Source organism: Sphingopyxis sp., assembly GCF_035944815.1.
Taxonomy (GTDB): Bacteria; Pseudomonadota; Alphaproteobacteria; order Sphingomonadales; family Sphingomonadaceae; genus Sphingopyxis.
This window is the reverse complement of sequence record NZ_DASZAU010000004.1, coordinates 137,934-157,601: the sequence shown is the minus strand read 5'-3', so window position 1 is coordinate 157,601 and position 19,668 is coordinate 137,934. Positions and strand designations below refer to the sequence as shown.

Sequence of the window (19,668 nt, the reverse complement as noted above, 5' to 3'; positions counted from 1 at the left end):
GAGAGGGGCGGTCGCCGGACCTATCCCACCGGTAGTGGCGGGCACGCCGGCCGGGCGCAAGGAGCATGATGGCAAGCTTTACGGGCGCCCTTCCCATCACGACGTCGGCGATGCTGGCCTTCAGCGCCGTTGTCGGAATCTCGGAATTCTTCGTGGGCAACATGGCCCTGTCGATCGGTGCCGCCGCGGTTGCGGGCAGCACCCTCAAGGACGTGATGCTCTAGAAGGATGTCGCAAAATCCTGATTGGCCGGCTGGCGAATGTCAGGTCTGAAGAGTAAATGTGGCGATAGCCGACATTCGCACACCGTCGCTCGCGCCGACCTTCACAGCGCCGCGCGGATTTTCATCGCGAACGGCTCGTTGATGAGGTCATGACTTGCGAGACGCGGGGCGTCAGGTCGCCGAACAATCCAGTGAACCCTTTGACGAATTCCGGTTGCACGGCCCCCTTCTTCACCCGTGTGTCTCCCACCTCGAAGGCCTGATGATCATATTCCCAGTCGTCCGCCACATAGCCTTCGTACCCGTTGGCTGCGGTCACCAGAATGGTGTGTTGAAAGGGAGATGTTTCCCGCACCGCCTTGCCGATGGACGTGACGACCTCCGCCGATATGCCTTGAAATGCGATATCCCCCAGCGTCAGCAATCGCAGTTTGTACGGCTGCTTCTTGCCAGCATCGATCGTGTCCACCAGCGCAGTCGCTTCTGCGGTGTGAATCTCAGGCGCGGTTTGGGTGGCCTCGAACCCGGCATTGGCCTTCAGGATATCGCGCACATGCTCATCGGAAAGATATTCCAAAATTGCCGATCCTGCACTTCCCAGCATCCTCCTGACCGGCTCTCCGTCCTTGATCGGGCCGGTATACTGCGTCATGAATCTCGGGTTCTGGTCTCCGGCCGCGGCCATGGTCCAAAGGACGACCGCATCGCCCCATTGCCCCTCGATCTTGGCGCTGGTCCTGCCGGCGATGTCGCCCGTAATCGGCGTTCCGATCCCGGAGAGCGACCCGTTCATCACGACGGAATGCACCGCATAGTTCACGATCAGCGAAATCACCTTTCCATTCAGGTCCTCGATGCGGACCATTCTGATCGTCTTGTCGCTCGGTCTGTCGAAATTGCTGCCGAGCTCGGACTTTTTGCCAACCACGATATCTCTGTTGACGTTGATCAGCGACTGGCCTTCGCCGTATCCATAGCGGGCGGGCACCATGTTGGACCGGGCTTTCGCGATGGTGGACACAAGCGTTCGCTTGATCTCCTCATACCATTTGCGACTTTTCCTTCTGTCGGCGGGGTTCGTGTAGTCGATGAGGGAAATAGGCGTCGTTCCATGGGTGTGGGTAGCGGAAATGAAGATGTTCCTGATCGGAATGCCGGTCTGTTGATGGATGAACTGCAGCGTTTCTTCGGCCTCGGGCACAAGGGTCATGTCCAGGGTGATGAACAGATACTGCTGTGTACCGTCCGACATCGCGAGAACCCTTGCGTAGACGGGGTCGTTGACCCACCTGAACTTGAGTATGTAGAGGAGCGGCATCGGCATCAGGTAGTCAGACGGCGTGATCTCTCCTCTTGCTGCCCCAGCCATGAATAGAGGCCCGGCAGGGATTGGACGCGAAGGTGACGCGACCTGTGCCGCGTGCGAACGATCGGATGTCGTTCCGTCCCCGCCGAACGCAAAGGCGATCGCGTTGATCAGAACGCTGACCACCGCCAAAGCGGAGAGGATCGCCAAGATCTTTCTCGGCCGCGTTCTTTTCTTCGACACGAGGTAAAGATTGACCAGCAGCAGCACGACGACGACCGCGAAGCAAGCGAATGGCCATTCCGCAATATAGAAGGTCCCATCCGAGAGATAGGGCAGGTTGCGGAAGGCAAAAATCGACAAAATGCTGATATATGCGCCCACTGCCCCGACGATGATCGTCGAGCGCCGAGACGTCAGCCACTTTGCGGTGCGGTCGCTTTTCACTCTCTGATTCCTGTCTTCGCGGCGCACCGTGCGCGGCTCATTTCCGATCACGCTTGACCGTTAGCCGCTTGCCCGTCAACTCGCATCGTTTCGGATTTCTCTCAACGCATCGGCGTGGCTGACCCCGGCGCCACATGGGCAGGCCAGACGCCTTTTAAACGACGGTAGCGGATGCTCGCTTCAAATGATCGCACGGCAGTCGAGAATGCCCGATGCAGTGCTCACGCGGAGCCAGCCGGCGCCGATCTCGATCCCGTCGGACCAGATACGATAGTCTGGCTGCACATCGCCGCTCTACTGGCGATCGCACCGAACCGCGATCGCGGCCTTGATCGATAGTGTTCGCAGCTGTCCGGAAAAGCCCCGATCGAGCGTTCCGTTGACGAGTCCAATTGCGGCCATTGCCATGCTCCTGCTCGCGCGGGCCGATCCCGGCGCGTGCCCCGCCCGGCGGCGGTGCATGAGGCCCGCGCGCACCTGGAGGGCCGAAGCGCAGCGGAGGACGGGCGAAGCCCGTTGCGTGGGCGGCGCACTGCCGCAGGAATAGGGGCAGCGGCGAGGACGGCCCCTTGTGCCGGGCCGGCCTGGATTGCTGCAAGGGCAAGCGGCTGCGCCGCGATCATGGCACTCTACGAGCTCTGGGAACTCTGCAGACGATGATCGACGGTGCCGCGCGAAGCGTGGTTCGACGGGATGCCGACGTCGTTGGCGGGATCTATCGCGGCATCACCGATGCCGCAGTGCTCGCCGTCCCCCGGGGTACGGCGACAGGCGCCTGGTTCCCGAAAGACAGCGAGGGCTCGCAGAGCTCAATAAACGCCCGAGGCGCCTTGCGCTCCTCGAGCGATTTTCGATCATGGGCGAGGGTCCGACCTCAGATCTGCAAGATCATGCTTGTTCACCTCGTCGATGATTTTTGCGTAGGCCCGCGTCGATGCTTCCAGTCCGGTGGCAGGAATGATGTCGGCGGTGTCCGCACTCGAATGATAGGGCCATGCGCCGGAAATTATCTGTACCATCGGAGCATCGCGCCAGATCTTGCCGACTTCGCCGGGCGCGTGGCCGTCGGGCTGGGCGAGAAGCGGTACGCCGAATTCGCGGAACGCCATCCAGCTTATGTCCACCATCTTCTTGCTGCCTCCGACATACCAGTTATACGGCGGAATGGCGTTTGACGGCCTGAGCTTGCCGAGGAAGTCCGAGGCCTCGACATAAGCGGTATGTTCGGCGTTGATGAGCAGCGCTGTCTTCGCGAAGACCTGCTCCCTGTTATCGTGCATCCACGCTGTTCCAAGATAATTCGGATCGTGATGCCCTGGCGTACCGACGAAGATCATCTTGCGGCGACGATCCTTCTGCGGCACCGCTGCATAATATTCGGCCAAACCGAGCATCGTTGCAACGCCCGAGGCGTTGTCCAGGCCGGCTTCGAAATAGCCATCGCGATGGGCGAGGACGTAAATCGTCTCGTCGCTCTCTCCGGGAAGTTCTCCCCAGACCTGATAGGTTTTGAGGTCGGAGCGCGTTTCGGTCACCAGCGAATAGTCGATCGAGGTCTTTCCGCTTTCGATCCTTTCGCGGACCCGGTCGCCGTCTTCCTTCCCGATAACGAATGCGGGGATTTTCTGCGTTTCAATCAGCAGATGACCAGTGATGTTGCCGGGCAAGCCGAAAATGATGAACACCGCGCTCGCGCCGGCGTTCTCGGCGCGGGTAACCGCTCCGTTGAGCGCGGCCGAGGTGAAGAATGAACTGGGTTCGGGAATGGCATATATGAAGACGGCCTTGCCCTTGACGTCGCGGCCCATGAAGTCCGCCGCTTCGCCAAGACCTACATAGACCGCCTCGGCCGATGCCTTGATCGGGTCTGCGCTGAAACGTGCGATCGGAAGCGCGCTCGCGAGGCTTGTGCGCGTTCCCGATCCGGCGATGTCGACCGACCATTGCTTCGGCATGATGGTTGTCGGCACATCGAATGGCTGGAGCCGAACATTCGAGAGCCCGAGCCTGCGATAGTGGGACGCAAGCCATTCTGCGCCGATAAGGTCGACCGACGTTCCCATGATGCGCCCCCAATATTGGTTCCCCTCGTCGCGGTAGTCGCGAGAGAGCTGCGCAAGTTCATCGACATAGGGCTTGAGCTTTTGTCCGTCGATGCGGCCATAGCGCTCCTCGCCTGGCGGAAGCGGCCAGCGCAACATGGAATCCTCGAGACGAAACGCCTCCTTGCCCGGCGCCATCACTTCGAGAATCCGCTTGGCCCGCGGATCGAGGTTTGTCCTCTCGCGGGGCTGGGTTTCGCCGTCCTGCGCCTGAACGGGCAGCGCGATGCTCATTGCGAGACCAAGGATGGCAGAAAGCCCGTAACCGATGGGGCCAAAGTGCCTTTTATTCATATCACCTCTCCTTCTGCCGTTCGCCACACGAGACGAATGGTCTGTTTATTTTCGGCCTCAAGCCGACGCGGTGCGGCCGTATTTCTCGCGCAGCGCCTTCTTGTCGATCTTCCCCACGCTGGTTTTCTCGAGAATGTCGGTGAAGACGAAGTCGCGGGGAACCGCATAGGGGGATATCATACCGCTCGCGGCGTGCTCCTTCAGCACGTTGCAGATGTCCGCCTCGGTGGGGCGCGGCCCTTCGGCGCGCGCAGCAACGATTGCCAGCGGCCGCTCGCCCCATTTGGCATCGGCAATCCCGATTACCGCAGCCTCCATGACGCCCGGACAGCGGGAGATGAGATCCTCGATTTCGATCGAAGAGACCCACTCGCCACCCGACTTGATGACATCCTTGATCCTGTCCGTGATCTTGAGGAAGCCATCGGGACCGACGACCCCGATGTCGCCCGTGTGCAGGTAGCCGCCGCGCCATAATTTTTCGGAGTTCTCTGGATCCTTGAAGTAGCCCTGGGTCAACCAAGGCGCCCGGACAGCGATTTCACCGGCGCTGCCGTCGTCGGGCAATATCCGGTCTTCCCCATCGAGGATCCGAAGCTCGACGAGCGGCAGAGGCATGCCGGCCTTGAGCCGGATCGCCAGCTGCTCCTCGCTGGACAGGGCGCACATTTGAGGCGTGAGCTGCGCGATCGTCATGATGGGACAGGTCTCGGACATGCCATATCCCGTAAACAGGTCGATCCCGCGGCCGATTGCGGCTTCCACCAGTTTTGCCGGCGTCGCGGCGCCGCCGAGGATGACCTTCCAGCGTCCAAGATCGACCGAGTTCGAGGGATCGCTCTCGAGGAGCATGTGGAGGATCGTCGGCACACAGTGGGAGAAGGTTACCCCCTCCTTCTCGATCGACCGGAGCAACCGGTCGGGTTCATAACGCCCGGGATAGACCTGTTTCATGCCGAGCATCGTGGCCACAAAGGGAAAACCCCACGCGTGGACGTGGAACATCGGGGTGATCGGCATATAGACGTCTTCGCGGTCGAACCTGCCCTGGACCCGCGCTGTCCCCACCGTCGCAGCAGCTGCAAGCGTATGGAGCACGAGCTGGCGATGGCTGAAATAGACGCCTTTGGGGTCGCCGGTTGTGCCGGAGGTGTAGAAGGTCGTCGCGCGTGTATCTTCAGGAAGGTCGGGGAACATATATTCATCGCCACCCTTTGCGAGAAGGCTTTCATATTCGCCTGCGATGGGAAGTTCGGAAGAGAGCGGACAATCGGTACCATCGCCGATCACGACGATCTTGACCTGACGTTTGATCCCGGAATGGATCGTCTCGACCAGCGGGAGGAAATCCACATGCACCAGCAGAAGATCATCGTCCGCGTGGTTGATCGTGTAGAGGATCTTCTCGGCCGATAGCCGGATATTGACCATATGGAGGACCGCGCCCATCCCGGGGATCGCAAAATAGCATTCGAGATAGCGGTGGCTGTCCCAGTCAAGCACTCCCACCGTGCTACCGCGACCGACGCCGAGCGATTCGAGTACGTAGGCGAGCCGAGCAACCCGCGCGGCGAACGTTCGATAGTCGTGCCGGACGTCTTCGCGGTAAACAATCTCCTGCCGCGGTGCCCGGCGAACACCCGACGCCAGCAGCTCCTTCAGCAGCAAGGGGCTGTCGTGCGCCGAGGGCGTGCGCTCAATCATGAAAGTCGCCGGGTCGGCAAGCGAAGTGGTCATCTGGATTCCTAATTTGCCGCTACAAGTGTCCGGGTGCGGCCGGTCCGGCTTCTGCCGGTGACCGGCCGCAAGGGTTTCCGGTCAGAAATTGACGCGGACAGAGGTGGAGAAATATCTCCCGACAATGTCGTAAAGATTGGGATTGGAGGGCGAGAAGGCGCCTAATGTGCCGGTGGGCGCATTGGGCGGCGACTGGTTGAAGAGATTGTTCACGGTCACGCCCCACTCGAACTGGTGGCCGTTAAAATCGATCTTCTGACTGATTGTCGCGTCGGTGTACCAGACGGCGCCGATCCTGTTATCGGCAATCGTCACGCCCTCGATCCTGCTCGCATCATATTTGCCTGGACCGATGTAGCGTTCCTGAAGGAACAGGCTGGTGCCCCCCTCCGTGCTGAACTGCAGATTGGCGGTAGCAGTCCACCGCGGCGACGCCGAAAGCCCGACCTCGCCGGTCCGCACAAGGGGCGTACCTCCCGCAACCTGCGTTGCACTCTTCATCAGATGGGAGACAATGCCCCTGAACGCTAGCCTGTCCGCTCCAATCGACGTGCGATAGTTGAGCTCGAAATCCATGCCGCGGGTTCTGGAGCGGCCCAGATTGAGCTGCGGCGCCCGGATGAGAATGATCGCGCCGGTCTCGTCGCGAGAGATGTTCGAACAGGCAACGGTCGTTCCCTGCGCGCATTGGTCAACTGTCTGTTGCGCGGTGAAGGAGGCAATCATGCCTTTCAGGTCGATATCGAAATAGTCGGCCGACAGACTGAAGCCCGGGAGGAACGACGGGCTGGCGACCGCACCGATCGTCCAGGTGTCCGCCTTTTCCGGTTTCAGGTCGGTATTGCCCAATGTACTTACGCGCGCGGAAAACTGGGCATTGCCTCGCTGCGGATCGGTCACATTGTTGATGCCCTGCACCGCTCCCGAATAAAGTTCGGCAATATTAGGCGCGCGAATATCTCTCGACCGGGAACCGCGGAACCGCAGGCCATCGACCGGCTCGTACACAAGCCCGAGCTTCCACGTGGCGACACCGCCGCTGGTGCTGTAATCGGTATAGCGCACCGCGCCATTGAGTTCGAGCATCCGGGCAAAACCGACATCCCTCGCGAGCGGCACGAGCGCCTCAGCAAAGGCTTCCTTCACATTGTAGGAACCGGCCACCGGCTGAGCATTCGTCATCAGGAAACCGCCCGGCGCCGTCGTGAACCGCGACGGAAAGCCCCGAATGCCGATGCCTGCGTTCAGGCGCTGCGATATGGGGTCCGAGACCTGCCGTACCGACAGCTTCCGCCATTCGCCACCGATGCTGAAGGCAACCGGGCCAGCCCATGTAGAAAAGGGTTCGCCCCGAAGCGATACCGCAGCAACATCCTGTTTCACCCGTGTCACATATTGGGCGGTTCCGAACGCATAATCGACGGCGGCATCACTCGGCGAACCGCTACCGAAGGGGTTGAGCGGTACACATCCCGGATAGAGTTCCGGGTTTGTCAGTGTCACGCGGCAGACAGGCGTCCCGTCGGGTCCCTCCACGGCGTCGAAGGCCGCATAGATATTCTCCATGACAGGATTGTTTTCGGTCCGGATCCGCTGGCGCGTCTGGCCATGACCATAGTAGGCGTCAACGGACCAACCGCCGCCGAGTTCACCGCTGATTCCGGCAGTGACATCCCACGACCTGCTACTGGCGTCAGCCGTCACAGGATCGAGGTCGCTGAACAGTCTTCCCATCGTGAAGGTGGGAATGGCTTGTGCGGTCATGACGTCCTGCACGGCTTCCGGAAGGAACGGGTTGCCGCTGAATATTGTAATCGGATTGTAGACAGCGAGGTTGAAGGGCTGAACCTGTGCATAGCGGTTGTGGACCGAGCCGTAGCCACCCTGGACGTAGACCTCGAGACTGTCGGTAACGTCGTAGCCCACCCGGCCGAACAATGCTTTCGAGTCCACGAGGGCGCGAATGTTGGTCTCGAAGAAGGCGCCGTCACCGCCTGTCGCCGTAAAGGCGCCGACATTGGTTCCGAAGCTGTAAGGTGCCGTTGTCCCGTCGGGACCGAACTGGATGCCGCGAAGGGGACCGGGCGAAGTGATGACGCCTCCGGCGCTCATATTCGGAGAGTGCACGTCGGTGGTGATGATCAAGAGCGCCGGATTTGCAGGATCGTTGACCGTGCCGCGGCGCTCACGGCCCCATGGCCGCGACGAGACATTGCTGATGGGCTGGACATTGTTGTAGGTGCCGCTGACGACGATGCGGCCGCGGCCATCGCCGAACCCGGTGCCTGCGGTAACCGAAGCCTTGAAGGTTCGGCCATCGCCGTAATTGGAAATCCCCCCGACGACCTCGCCCCGCAATCCTTCAAACCGCGTATCGAGGATGAAGTTGACCACGCCGGATACGGCGTCGGATCCGTACGCCGCAGACGCGCCGCCGGTCACGACGTCGACGCGCTTCACAAGGTCCTGGGGAATGAGATTGGTGTCGGTCGCGCCGATCACCGACGACGGGGCAATGCGGCGGCCGTCGACGAGAAGCAGGGTCCTTTGCGGCCCGAGGTTGCGAAGGTTGAGAAAATTCCCGGCGCGCGGTTCGTTCGACGATACCGTTCCGGTCGTCGAGTTCGTCGACCCGCGGAACACCGGGAGTTGTTGCAATGCCTCGCCAATCGGCCCCGGCGACGCCTGCTTCAGCTGATGGGACCCGATCACCGTCACCGGCGTCGGCGCGCGCGTCCCGTCGTTGATGGTCCTCGACCCTGTCACGATGATGTCGCCCGCCCCCGCGGCATCTTCCGGCGCTTCGGCCGCCTGATCGGCTTCCTGGGCATGAACCGAAAGCGGGACGGCGATCATGCTTATCAGGCTGACACCATACAGATATGGCCGCACGGTTCTTGCGAAAGGACCTTTCATCTCATCTCTCCCTAAAGTCCCGGCGATTGTTCGCCGATGATCTTGCAGCTTCGCTGGGCCCGCGGCCGTTCCGCAGCCGAGCGATCTCGTCCCGCAAAGCGCAGGAAGATGCCGGCTCGAATGGCGGTCAGACGCTTGCGGAGTCGCGAAGCCCAATAAAATTCAGTCAGGCCTGTCTCAATGTCAAATCTTATTTATTGACGGATGAATGAATATATTGGAAGGCTCGACAACGCGGCTGCTTTGAAGGATGAGGAACGATGGCTTCGACAATTCCAGACGAGACACCGCCGCGGCGAAGGTCGCAAAAGGAGCGGCGCGAGGAGACATCGACCCGCATTCTCGACAGTGCCGAGAAGCTGTTCTCCGAGCATGGGCTCCACGGCGTGACGCTCCGCGACGTCGCCTATGAGGCAAAGGTCGATACATCCCTCGTGCACTATTATTTTTCGAACAAGGACCAGCTGTTTCGATCAGTGTTCACGCGGCGCGCGAGCGAGGCCAATGTCGCCCGCATCAAGGCGCTTGATGACTATCTCGAGAAAAGCGGCGACAATCCGACGCTGCACGGGATTGTTGATGCCTTCACGACCCCTGCCCTCCGCCTCGTCGGCAGCGGGGATCCGGGGTTTCGGAACTTCGGCGCATTGGTGGGGATCGTGAACAACACCCCCGGCTGGGGCCAGGCGATGATGTCCGAGTTTTTCGATGACGTGTCGAGGCGCTTCCTTGAGATATTCAAACAGATCCTGCCCGGCGCGCGTGAGGAGGATGTTTATTGGTGCTACCATTTCCTGACAGGTGCCTTCACTTTCTCCCTGGCGCAGACGGGCCGCATCGACAAATTGTCTGATGGGCTGTGTCACTCCACCGACATGGATTCGATCGCCGAGCGTCTTCCCATGTTGTTTGCTGCCGGCATGGCCTCGATTTGCGAAAAGCGGCTGGCCTCCGCTCAACCTTCTTGAGTTGGAACTCGCCGAATATAGCCGCGCGACAGAGAACGCCGAAGTTGCAATCCGTGACCATCGCAAAGCCAGCAAGGACCATCGACCTGTCTGGCAGGATGTGACCGGTAAACGCCTTCAAGCGCTACGGAATAAGGGGCGTGCTTGTGACCGGCGCATCGCCGATGGGCGCAGACGCTAGCGCTCGCTCAGTAGTTTGCGGGGTTCGGTTTCGTACTAATGAGACGTCTTGGCGGACCAGCAACAGCGCGTCCGGGGCATCGGGTTTGCTCTTCGTGATCGTCGCCCGAGCCTGGCGACTTTGAATTCGGGGGGCCACCAAACGACATTCTGGTCAGCGAGATGGTGGTAATGGACTGACTTCATATAGAGCACGTCACAGGTCGCGGCGTCTACGCCGCAGCCTCATGCTTGTGGCCTCCGGAGACGAGAACAGCGGCGGGGCGGCCAGGACAGCGCGGTCCGACACGACGGCAGTTTCGAGGTTGCGCTTCCCATCTGCAAACCCGTCTCGAGTGCTCCAAGCCTTGTCCAAAAGCCTTGCCAGCCGGCCGAAGCACGTTATCCTTGGCGTGTGGAAACCAGACCAATGCAGCCCTCATCTATCCGGCCGGCCAAGCTCGCCGATGCGATCGCAGAGCATATCCAGCAAATGATCCTTGAGGGCGCACTCTATCCGGGTGAACGCCTCCTACCGGAACGCGAATTGTCGGCGCGGCTCGACGTTTCGCGTCCCTCGCTGCGCGAGGCCCTCGACAAACTGGTCGGTTCGGGACTGCTGACGACCGATGCGCGCGGCGTCGCGCATGTCAGTCAGGATATCGGAAAGAGCCTCCGCGACCCGCTGTCGATGCTGATGGAAACGCCGGAAGCAAGAGTGGATTTTCTGGAACTGCGCTCGGTGATCGAAGCGGCGGCATCGACCCTCGCGGCCGAACGCGCCTCGGAAATAGACCGCGACACACTCCGGTCCTGTTACGAGGCGATGGTTTCGGCGCAGCAACTCGAGGACGCAGATGCCTTGGCGCGCGCAGATGCAGAGTTCCACCTGGCAATCTATGAGGCAAGTCATAATCAGATGCTTCTGCATCTGATGATCAGTCTCGAGAACATGTTGCGTTCCAACGTCTACCTCAACCGGAGAACCTTGTATGAGAAGGCTCCGCGGAAGGAGGCGTTACTCGGAGAGCACAAAGCGATACTCGACGCGATCCTGGCACGGGACGGTCTGGCGGCACGCGAGGCCGCCTCGCACCACATGACAAGCGCGATGCACGCACAAAAAGAGATCTACGACGCAGAGCGACGACACGAAGCATCGATCCGTCGCTTGTCCCGCTCCGATCTCGTCGCGTCGCGAAGCCAGCGCAGCAAGGCCTCCTGACACTCTTTGCGATCAGGCGGAGAACGCGCCGTTCATCGCGAATTCGATCACTCCCAATGGCCCGAAATCGGCGCGATAACTGCCTGCTTGCGCGCGAAGGACACCTCCGAGCGCACCCGTTATGACGAGGCAGCCCTTGGCGAGCCTACCGCGACGCCGAACGGCATTGTTGACGATCCAGAGGAGCGCATCCCACTGGCCACCGAAAGTTCCGCTGGCCGACGCGCTATGGATTTCCTTACCATCGCGCGACAGGCGAACCGTGATGGCGTCGACATCGAGGTCGCTGGAAAATCGGCGCGTTCCGACAATCTGACAGCGAGCCAGTACATTGGCCGCTATCAGATCCCGGGAAGTAAAGGACGCATTGCGCTCGAACATATTGTCCGGCAGTTCGATGACGGGCCGAACTCCAGCAATGGCACCGCGCAGACCTTGCATGTCGAGTTCATTCGATACGGGTCTTCCGAGCTCGAAGCCAATCTCGGTTTCCAGCACCAGCTCTCGATAGGCATCGAGATCGATCGCTACTCCCGATCGCATCGTTCCCGACGGTAATAGAGCACCGAAGAATGGGCCGCCTCCCAAGCGCGACTGGCTTGCGGCGGTCATCCCACCGCCCTTGATCCCGGCAATCTCAGATCTGCCGGCCAGCCTGCGCACGACGGCGTCCTGATATTCATAAGCACGATCCTCGCTCATGGCGGGCTCGAACGATGTTGCCAGCGCAACGCGCCTGCGATTCTTGACTGCGGAGGCGACCAGTTCGGCGAATTGCTCGGGCGGTGCCGGGCGCGATGTCGCCGTCGCCTTGGAAGACATGAAAGCGAACGGCGCAACGCCAGCCCACCCCAAGACGTGACGCCGCGTCACGGACACTTCGGCGACCCCTGCGTCACTCTGCCGACACTTCATGGTCATGCTCCTCATTCACGAAAAGTCTCGCATGGCTATTAGAATGATCCAAACCAGCCTAGGCCCTGCTTTGAGACCACCTCACTAAATGCCTTTAAAATATAGACTTTAGTCCGACAACGCTCAAGGCCGAACGATTGCCCCGCGAGATGATTGACTTGCCTTCCGCTCTTGGTCAATAGATTTTACCAAAGCCACCCAGAGTGGCATCATCAGGGAGAGTAGCATGGAATATCGAGGTCTTCTCCAGGCGTCGCTGATCGCGTTGGCTTGGGCCGGGAGCGCCGCCCCCGCGTGGGCCCAGGACCCCGGGTCACCAGCGCCCGCAACGGATGCCAGTCCGGAGACTGTGTCGTCCGACTCGGAGATCGTCGTCACCGGCAGCCGCATCGGCCGCTCCACCTTCGACACCGCAACGCCAGTCACCGCGGTATCGTCGGAGCAGCTGCAAACGCGCGCCGCCGCAAGCGTCAGCGATCTCCTCGTCAATATCCCGGCAGTTCGCCCCAATCAGAATGCCGCGATATCGGCGAATGTCGGCATCAGCACATTCGACCTTCGCGGTCTCGGCGCCTCCAGGACACTGATCCTCCTTAACGGACGACGCCTTCTCTCGACCTCCCCCTTGTCGGGCTTCGACATCAACAGCCTTCCGGCGCAGATGATCAGCCGGGTGGAGGTCGTGACTGCAGGTGCATCCTCGGTCTATGGTTCCGACGCGGTGAGCGGCGTGGTCAATCTGTTCGTCGACGAAAAGGCACGTGGCCTGCGGCTCGAAGGCCAGGCGGGAATCTCCGACAAGGGCGACTATGCCCAATATGCCCTGAACGCGACCTACGGCACCACCTTCGCGGGGGGACGGGGACAGCTGCTCGTCGCGGGATCCTATTTCACTCGTCCCGACATCCTGTTCCAAGGCTCTCGCGACTGGGGATCCAAGGGCTACACCCTGATCAACAACACCGCCTACACGCCGTCCAACGGCCAGCCGCAACTGCTGATCGTCCCTAATGTTCGGCTCTCGCGGATGACCGAGGGCGGCCTCATCACAAGTCCCGGCCCCCTGCAATATATCCAGTTCGGCGAAAACGGCGCCCAAAGCCGCTTCACGCCGGGGACGAATGTCGGCAGCATCTGGATGCAAGGCGGCAGCGGCCTGATGACGCAGCCCGGCTATGGCGCAATTGCACCTGCATCAGAGCGGGGCAATGTCTTCGCACGGCTTGGCTACGAAATTTCACCCTCGGTGGAACTGTTCCTCGAAGGCCTCTACAACAACAGCGTCGCGAAGCTCACGAACGTCCCGAATTACAACAACGGCGACATCACGATCCGGCGCGACAACGCGTTCCTGCCCGACAATATCAGTCAGATCATGATCGCCAACAACATCCAGTCGTTCAACCTGGGCCGGCTGAACTCCGAGCTCGGAGTCAATCTGAACCGGACGAAGTATGATTATTTGCGTGGCGTGGCGGGGCTGCAAGGTACGTTTTCCAACGGGCTCAAATGGGACATCGCCGGCGTCGCAACACGTTCGATCAACATAGCGACCACTGAAAACAACAGGCGCAATGCCGCCTTCACGGCCGGCCTCGACAGCGTGATCGGACCTGACGGAACCCCGATCTGCCGTTCGACCCTCACCAATCCCGCAAACGGCTGCGTCGCCATCAATCCGTTCGGTGTCAATGCGATTTCAGGCCCTGCAACTGCCTATGCCTCGGGGACGTCCTGGGCGCGCACCGAACAGAAAGGGATCGATCTTACCGCTAATCTGCGCGGCGACCTCTTCACCTTGCCGGCAGGACCGGTCGGCTTCGCCGCCGGGCTGGAATATCGCCGCGAGACCGTACGGGTGACGACGGATCCGCTTTCGGCAACGGGCGGCTGGCGCCAACGCGCCTCGCAGCCATATGACGGAAAGATCGAAGTCAAGGAAGCGTCCGCTGAACTGGCGATCCCGCTCCTGTCGGATACGCCGTTCTTCCAGCGTCTGGAACTCGATCTCGCGGGACGGGTCGTTGATTATAGCACGAGCGGATCGACCTTCGTCTGGAAAGCCGGCGGCACGTGGGCGATAAATGATGGCATAAGGCTGCGCGCAACCTACTCGCGCGATTTTCGCGCCCCCACCATCAGCGAACTGTTTGCCGCCCCGGTCGTTGCCGCCGGATCGACAGTCACCGATCGTACCACAAACTCGACGGTCGTGATCCGAACCTCGAGCGGCGGAAATCCGTCTCTCGACCCCGAAGTCGGCAAGACGTTCACGGCCGGGGTCGTCTTGACGCCATCTTTTGCGCCGGGACTGAAATTTTCGGCCGACTATTATGATATCCGGATCTCCGACGCGATCACCAATCTCTCCGGGCAGGAGATTATCGATCGCTGCTTTGCCGGTGATACGGCACTGTGCGCCGCGGTCGAGCGCGACGGCGCGGGGATCATCCAGCAGATCAACACCTCGCCCTATAACGCCACCCAGCTTTCCACGCGGGGAATTGACTTCGAACTCTCCTACAGAATGCCGGTCGGCCGCGGTACCCTCGCCTTCTCCGCTCTCGCAAACTATGTCGATGAAATCATCGTCTATCTGAATGGCGTTCCGCAAGACAAGGCAGGCCAAGTTACCAGCCGCACACCTGCGGGAAGTGCGACCGTCATTCCGTCTGCACCGCACTGGAGAGGATCGACGACGCTCACATACACCGACGAGGCGACCACGCTCCAGCTCCTTGGCGACTTCATCGGCAAGGGCAAATATGACGCCACCTATACCACCGCCATCCTTCCGCAGAACAATATCCCGGCCTATTTCTTTCTGGGCGCATCCGCTCAGTTCCGCGTCGGCGACGGATATGAGCTCTTTACGCGAATTGACAATCTGCTCGACACGGCTCCGCCACTTCTCGCAGAGAATACGATCATCAGGGCCCAGGCGTCGGTGAACTACGGCGTTGCGCAATATGATCAGGTCGGCAGGCGCATTACGGTCGGCGTCCGTCTCAAATTCTGATCTTCCGGACTGCCCGTCAAAAAAGAGGGGCCGGAAGTTCTTCCCGACCCCTTCTTCTTGTCGATCGCGACAGCGCGTCCTCTCACGGCGCTGGCGGAAAATCCATCAGAAGTATGCCGCGGCCCGTGCCGGACTCATCGCTGGCATAGCCAAATTGAAACGCCACGAGCTTCCCGTCCGGGCTAACTGTCGGATTGGAGAAACGATAATTTCCGAAATCCTGCGCAAAAGTGATGCGCGTGTAGCGAGGATTTCGAGGGACGAGTTCGAGCAAGCAGAGATCCAACCCTTCGGTGTGCTTGTTGCCACATTCCACGAATGCCCGCTTCCCATCGGGAAATACGCCTTCGACCTCGCCATATTGATCCGCCGGGACAGGATAATCGGTGACCCTGCCGTCGGCGAGCGCGACAGAGAGGACCTTGTGCCCCACGAGCGAGCCATCATTGTTGTAGCAGGGCAGCACGACGGCGGCATCGCCCGGCAGGAAGTCCTGCGCCTCGAGAACGCACTCGTTGAACTGCCGCGACATGAGCGTCCGAGCCCCCGCAAGCCTGGCGCGGCCATTTTCCACGACGACTTCGCCCACCTTCAGCGTTGCGGTACCTTGAGCATCAGGTGACAGCGGGTACACATCCCGCGGCGTGTTCTCGGTCCAGGCGATCCGATTGGAAATGCGGCTCGTCGCAACACCCTCGAAGACAGGCTGCCCGAGGGGCTGCAGCGGTCCAGACGCCTGAGCATCAAGCCAGAAGAGTTCGAGCTTGGTCCGCCGTGTCTCGCGCGGCGAAGCTCCCAGTTCCCTTGGCGCAACGATGAGGTAGCTGCCGTCGCTGAGATAATGAATGCGACTAATGCCCAGGTGCGGCGTGTGCGCCGTAACACTTCGCGTCGTGCGGCTCGCGATGTCGTACTCGAAAGCATTTCCGAGAAAATGGTCCACGAAAACGAACTTGCGCCCGTCCGGCGAGATGACCGCGCGCTCGCCGAACGCCGTCGCCAGACGGACACCCCGGGGCAGGTGATCGAGAGGACTGCCCTCCTTTGTTCCGATCACGAATCGTTGCGGCACTGGGGTGCCGGGCATTGAAACCGGCTCAAGCGCCCCTGCCGACAGCGGCGACAGAATGGCGCCCGCGGCAGAAATCAGCATCAGATAAGTCTTGGTCCGCATTCTTGTCTCCCGTTAAGTCTCTTCGTCCCAGCTCAAGACCGGGCGGCTCAGTGGCGCCCCCGCCTGCTAACAGATTCCCCGCTCGCTATGGTTAATTATTTTGTCCAAAAGACACCAGACCGTTGACCGCCCTTGCAGAAAATGGCCGAATACCGTTTCAATGAGCCGAAATGCAGTCAGTATTCTGGAGCAACAATCTTACCAGACCTCAATTGCGATGTGTTCCGACGCGCGCACGGACGCGGCTGCGATAGGCCTGGGATTTATTGGCGAGCCTTGCGTCGAAACTTGCTCCCCGGCGCCTTCTGCCGAGGAGTGGACGCCTTAAAATCCGGTGCTCGGGAATCGAGGGGGATGCGAGAGAAAGCCCGGCAGCTGATCTATTCCAGCGCCGAAGCTCCCGCGTCGGTCGGAGCAAGTGCGGACAATCTCGCCCCCCGCAGGTCGGTTCCTTGTCGCCGTGACGATGCTTACAGATAGCGGACCGGATCAGAGCCGTCCCAGTCGCGTGCAGCCTCGCGCGTAACCGTGGACATGCCGAGCGACCCCGGTGCCGAGCACACGATTTCGAGCATTGTACCGTCACCGCCATGGGTATCGAAATATGCCCATTCGGCGCCGCGATAACCGGCTTCGTGAAGGAGGGTGAAGCCATTGTCGATGCATTGGCGACGTGCGGCGGCAAAGTCGCCCACGACGATGCAGACATGGTGCACCCCCTCCTTTCCTCGGGCGCGCCAGTCCGAGTAGATTGTGCGTGCATCACTCTTTTGACGGATGATCTCTATCTGCATATCGCCCCAGTTTCCGAGCGCGACATCGAGCGTGAGGTCAATGCTCTCACCATAAGCGCGGCACCAGTCGGACGTCTTGTCGAGCAGCACGAAAAATGGTCCTGCACCCATTTTCAGCCAATATTGAAGCGACGCCTCGAAATCCTGCGGCACGAAGGCCATCTGCATGATTTCGCCCAGGGCGGTTGCCTTCGCGATCTCGGTCATGTTGGGTCTCCCTTCCGGTGCGGACGAAGCCGCTAATTGCCTGGCAGCGCAAAGGCGACATAGGCCGTTCCTTGCGGCCCCTTCGAATTGCGCGCATTGCTCGTCGCGATGAGAATGAACTGCCGCCCCTTCACGCGATAGGTGATCGGGCTGGCCATCCCCGCAAACGGGAGCGCCGTTTCCCAGAGCCGGGTGCCTGTCGCCGTGTCGAAAGCCCGCAGCTTGCTGTCGAAGAGGGTCGCGCCGATGAAGAGCAGCCCGCCCGCCGTCACGAGCGGCCCCCCGTAGTTCTCGGAACCCGTATCGCGCATCCCGCGCGCGGCCAGTTCAGGATATTCGCCGAGCGGAACCTGCCATAGGCGGCGGCCGCTGTTCATGTCGATAGCGCTCAACGTGCCCCACGGGGGCGCGATCGCAGGATAGCCTTCGGGGTCCAGAAACTTCTGGTAGCCAGTGAAGCGATAACGCGCCTTGCCCTCGGCATCCTCGCCGCCGACCTCGGTGCGGGCCTGGGGCGCCTGCGCCGGGGCAGCCCCCGCGAGATACGCCGCTATCGCGCTGCGGTCCGCCTCGCTGAACTGAGGAAAGCCGGGCATGCGGCCCACCCCCCCCTGTATCACCGCCGAAATCTGCCCGATCGTGAGGCGCGAGCCGATATTGCGAAGGTCGGGAAAGGCTGGTGGGGAGCCGCTTCGATCGTCGCCGTGACACATCGAGCAGCTGTCCTGATAAAGCGTCTGGCCGCTGCGGACACCTTCGGCACCCGCCGTGCGGACCGCGAGCGCTCCGCGCCAGGCCATTTCGTTGCTGTTCACATAGAGAATACCTTGCGGGTCTACTGCCGGCCCGCCCCACTCCGCCCCGCCGTCAAAGCCCGGAAAGATGAGCGTCTGCTGTCCGATCGTGAGCGGCGTGAACGGCCCTTCGTGACGCATGGCACGAAAGGCCTCGCGCGCTGCCGCTGCCGCGGATGGCGTCCGCGTCGTCAGATCTGCCTCGGTGAGCGACTGGCGCGCGAAGGGCGCAGGGAGCACGGGAACGGGCTGCGTCGGCCACGAACTTTCGCCGGGAACGTCGCTGGCCGGAACCGGCTTCTCGTCGATTCGGAAGAGGGGTTTTCCGGTTTGCCGCTCGAACAGAAAGACATAGCCCTGCTTTGTCGTCTGGGCGACAGCATCGATACGGCGCCCCTTGTGGGTGACCGTCATAAGCACCGGCGGCGAGGGAAGGTCCCGGTCGAGGATGTCATGATGCACGATCTGGAAGTGCCAGAGCTTCCTGCCCGTCCGAGCATCGAGTGCGACCAGACTGTTGGCGTAGAGGTTCGCGCCGGGGCGATCGCCGCCGTAGAAATCCGCGACCGCGGAACCGGTCGGGACGAAAACAATCCCGCGCTTCTCGTCGACCACCATTCCGGCCCAGTTATTATAGCCACCCGCCTCGCTGTTCCGCGATTCCTCGCCTACGAGGTCGAAACTCCAGCGCAGCTGGCCGGAGCGGACGTCATAGGCCCGAACCTTACCGGGGGCGGCCGGGCGCGACTCCCCAGTTCGGAAACCGGTGATGATGACGTCGCCGAAAACCACGCCGGGCGATGTAAGATAAACCGGAAGCTTGCCCGACCTGTCTCCAAAGCCTTCCCTCAAATCAATGCGCCCGTTCGTGCCGAAGCCCGGGGCTGGCCGTCCGCTCGCGGGGTCCAGCGCAATGAGGTCCGACCCCTGGCTTGCGAACAGACGCCTTTCGCGGCCGCGAACCCAGTAGGAAAGCCCTCTCACGGGCTGGGTGCCGGCAATCGCAGCGGCATGTTTCCAGAGAAGCCGGCCCGTAGCCGCATCGAGCGCCACGACATCCTGCGTCGAGGTCATCGCGTAAATCTTGCCGTCGATCGCGAGCGGTGAGGTCTGCAGACTCCCCTCGCCGCCCTCGAACCGCCATATCTCGCGCAATCGCCCGACGTTCCGCCGATCGATCTGGGCAAGCGGCGAATAACGCTCTCCGCCCGGAGCACCGCCGTACACCGACCAGTCGCGATCCTGTTCTCCGGCATCGCGAACAAGATATTGCGAGCCGATCCCTGCCGCCACGAGGCAGGTGGCGAGCGCGCAAATCCCGACCATACGCATCGTCATTCTCCTACCCTCGCCGCGGCAGTCCCCGAGCAATTGCATCTCCGCCACT

At 61.2% G+C, this 19,668-nt stretch carries 12 protein-coding genes; 4 read left to right on the top strand and 8 right to left on the bottom strand.

Annotation, left to right across the window (positions count from 1 at the left end; genetic code table 11):
* Positions 1-65 precede the first annotated feature (65 nt).
* Positions 66-224: a hypothetical protein gene (locus VGU00_RS06140; protein ID WP_327466567.1), complete on the top strand. Its 159-nt coding sequence runs from the start codon at positions 66-68 to the stop codon at positions 222-224.
* 121 nt (positions 225-345) lie between these two features.
* On the opposite strand, the gene VGU00_RS06135 is transcribed toward VGU00_RS06140, so the two are convergent.
* From VGU00_RS06135 to VGU00_RS06120, 4 genes are all read right to left on the bottom strand, one after another.
* The gene (locus tag VGU00_RS06135; protein WP_327466566.1) at positions 346-1,977 is read right to left on the bottom strand and encodes a hypothetical protein; all 1,632 of its coding nucleotides are present in this window, start codon (positions 1,975-1,977) and stop codon (positions 346-348) included.
* A gap of 854 nt (positions 1,978-2,831) precedes the next feature.
* Entirely contained in the window at positions 2,832-4,373 is a 1,542-nt protein-coding gene (locus tag VGU00_RS06130; RefSeq protein ID WP_327466565.1) for a M28 family peptidase, read from the bottom strand.
* Between the two features lie 57 nt (positions 4,374-4,430).
* The gene (locus tag VGU00_RS06125) at positions 4,431-6,110 is read right to left on the bottom strand and encodes a fatty acid--CoA ligase (RefSeq protein WP_327466564.1); all 1,680 of its coding nucleotides are present in this window, start codon (positions 6,108-6,110) and stop codon (positions 4,431-4,433) included.
* An 81-nt stretch (positions 6,111-6,191) separates the two neighbouring features.
* Complete coding sequence (locus tag VGU00_RS06120; protein WP_327466563.1) at positions 6,192-8,966, bottom strand: TonB-dependent receptor plug domain-containing protein; 2,775 nt, start codon at positions 8,964-8,966, stop codon at positions 6,192-6,194.
* A 320-nt stretch (positions 8,967-9,286) separates the two neighbouring features.
* Between VGU00_RS06120 and VGU00_RS06115 the strand changes: the two genes are divergently transcribed.
* A complete protein-coding gene (locus tag VGU00_RS06115; RefSeq protein ID WP_327466562.1) occupies positions 9,287-9,994 on the top strand; it encodes a TetR/AcrR family transcriptional regulator in 708 nt (235 codons plus the stop codon).
* Between the two features lie 589 nt (positions 9,995-10,583).
* Positions 10,584-11,378 (top strand): FCD domain-containing protein, encoded by a 795-nt coding sequence (locus VGU00_RS06110; protein WP_327466561.1) that lies wholly within the window; start codon positions 10,584-10,586, stop codon positions 11,376-11,378.
* 12 nt (positions 11,379-11,390) lie between these two features.
* Here the strand turns inward: VGU00_RS06110 and VGU00_RS06105 are convergent, their stop codons facing one another.
* Entirely contained in the window at positions 11,391-12,200 is an 810-nt protein-coding gene (locus VGU00_RS06105; RefSeq protein WP_327466560.1) for a hypothetical protein, read from the bottom strand.
* 319 nt (positions 12,201-12,519) lie between these two features.
* Here VGU00_RS06105 and VGU00_RS06100 point away from each other — a divergent pair, with 319 nt between their 5' ends.
* On the top strand, positions 12,520-15,312 hold the full coding sequence (locus tag VGU00_RS06100) for a TonB-dependent receptor plug domain-containing protein (protein ID WP_327466559.1): 2,793 nt from the start codon (positions 12,520-12,522) through the stop codon (positions 15,310-15,312).
* An 82-nt stretch (positions 15,313-15,394) separates the two neighbouring features.
* On the opposite strand, the gene VGU00_RS06095 is transcribed toward VGU00_RS06100, so the two are convergent.
* The 3 genes from VGU00_RS06095 to VGU00_RS06085 all read right to left on the bottom strand — a co-directional run bounded on the left by VGU00_RS06095 (position 15,395) and on the right by VGU00_RS06085 (position 19,619).
* Positions 15,395-16,486, bottom strand: coding sequence for a hypothetical protein (locus VGU00_RS06095; protein WP_327466558.1), 1,092 nt, complete (start codon positions 16,484-16,486; stop codon positions 15,395-15,397).
* 470 nt (positions 16,487-16,956) lie between these two features.
* A complete protein-coding gene (locus VGU00_RS06090; RefSeq protein WP_327466556.1) occupies positions 16,957-17,487 on the bottom strand; it encodes a VOC family protein in 531 nt (176 codons plus the stop codon).
* 32 nt (positions 17,488-17,519) lie between these two features.
* On the bottom strand, positions 17,520-19,619 hold the full coding sequence (locus VGU00_RS06085) for a PQQ-binding-like beta-propeller repeat protein (protein WP_327466554.1): 2,100 nt from the start codon (positions 19,617-19,619) through the stop codon (positions 17,520-17,522).
* Positions 19,620-19,668: the final 49 nt, after the last annotated feature.

Coding starts and splice junctions, on each gene's coding strand:
- VGU00_RS06085 (WP_327466554.1), bottom strand. CDS start 19,619: ATGACGATGCGTATGGTCGGGATTTGCGCGCTCGCCACCTGCCTCGTG.
- VGU00_RS06100 (WP_327466559.1), top strand. CDS start 12,520: ATGGAATATCGAGGTCTTCTCCAGGCGTCGCTGATCGCGTTGGCTTGG.
- VGU00_RS06105 (WP_327466560.1), bottom strand. CDS start 12,200: ATGTCTTCCAAGGCGACGGCGACATCGCGCCCGGCACCGCCCGAGCAA.
- VGU00_RS06140 (WP_327466567.1), top strand. CDS start 66: ATGATGGCAAGCTTTACGGGCGCCCTTCCCATCACGACGTCGGCGATG.
- VGU00_RS06125 (WP_327466564.1), bottom strand. CDS start 6,110: ATGACCACTTCGCTTGCCGACCCGGCGACTTTCATGATTGAGCGCACG.
- VGU00_RS06095 (WP_327466558.1), bottom strand. CDS start 16,486: ATGCGGACCAAGACTTATCTGATGCTGATTTCTGCCGCGGGCGCCATT.
- VGU00_RS06130 (WP_327466565.1), bottom strand. CDS start 4,373: ATGAATAAAAGGCACTTTGGCCCCATCGGTTACGGGCTTTCTGCCATC.
- VGU00_RS06115 (WP_327466562.1), top strand. CDS start 9,287: ATGGCTTCGACAATTCCAGACGAGACACCGCCGCGGCGAAGGTCGCAA.
- VGU00_RS06120 (WP_327466563.1), bottom strand. CDS start 8,966: ATGATCGCCGTCCCGCTTTCGGTTCATGCCCAGGAAGCCGATCAGGCG.
- VGU00_RS06090 (WP_327466556.1), bottom strand. CDS start 17,487: ATGACCGAGATCGCGAAGGCAACCGCCCTGGGCGAAATCATGCAGATG.
- VGU00_RS06110 (WP_327466561.1), top strand. CDS start 10,584: ATGCAGCCCTCATCTATCCGGCCGGCCAAGCTCGCCGATGCGATCGCA.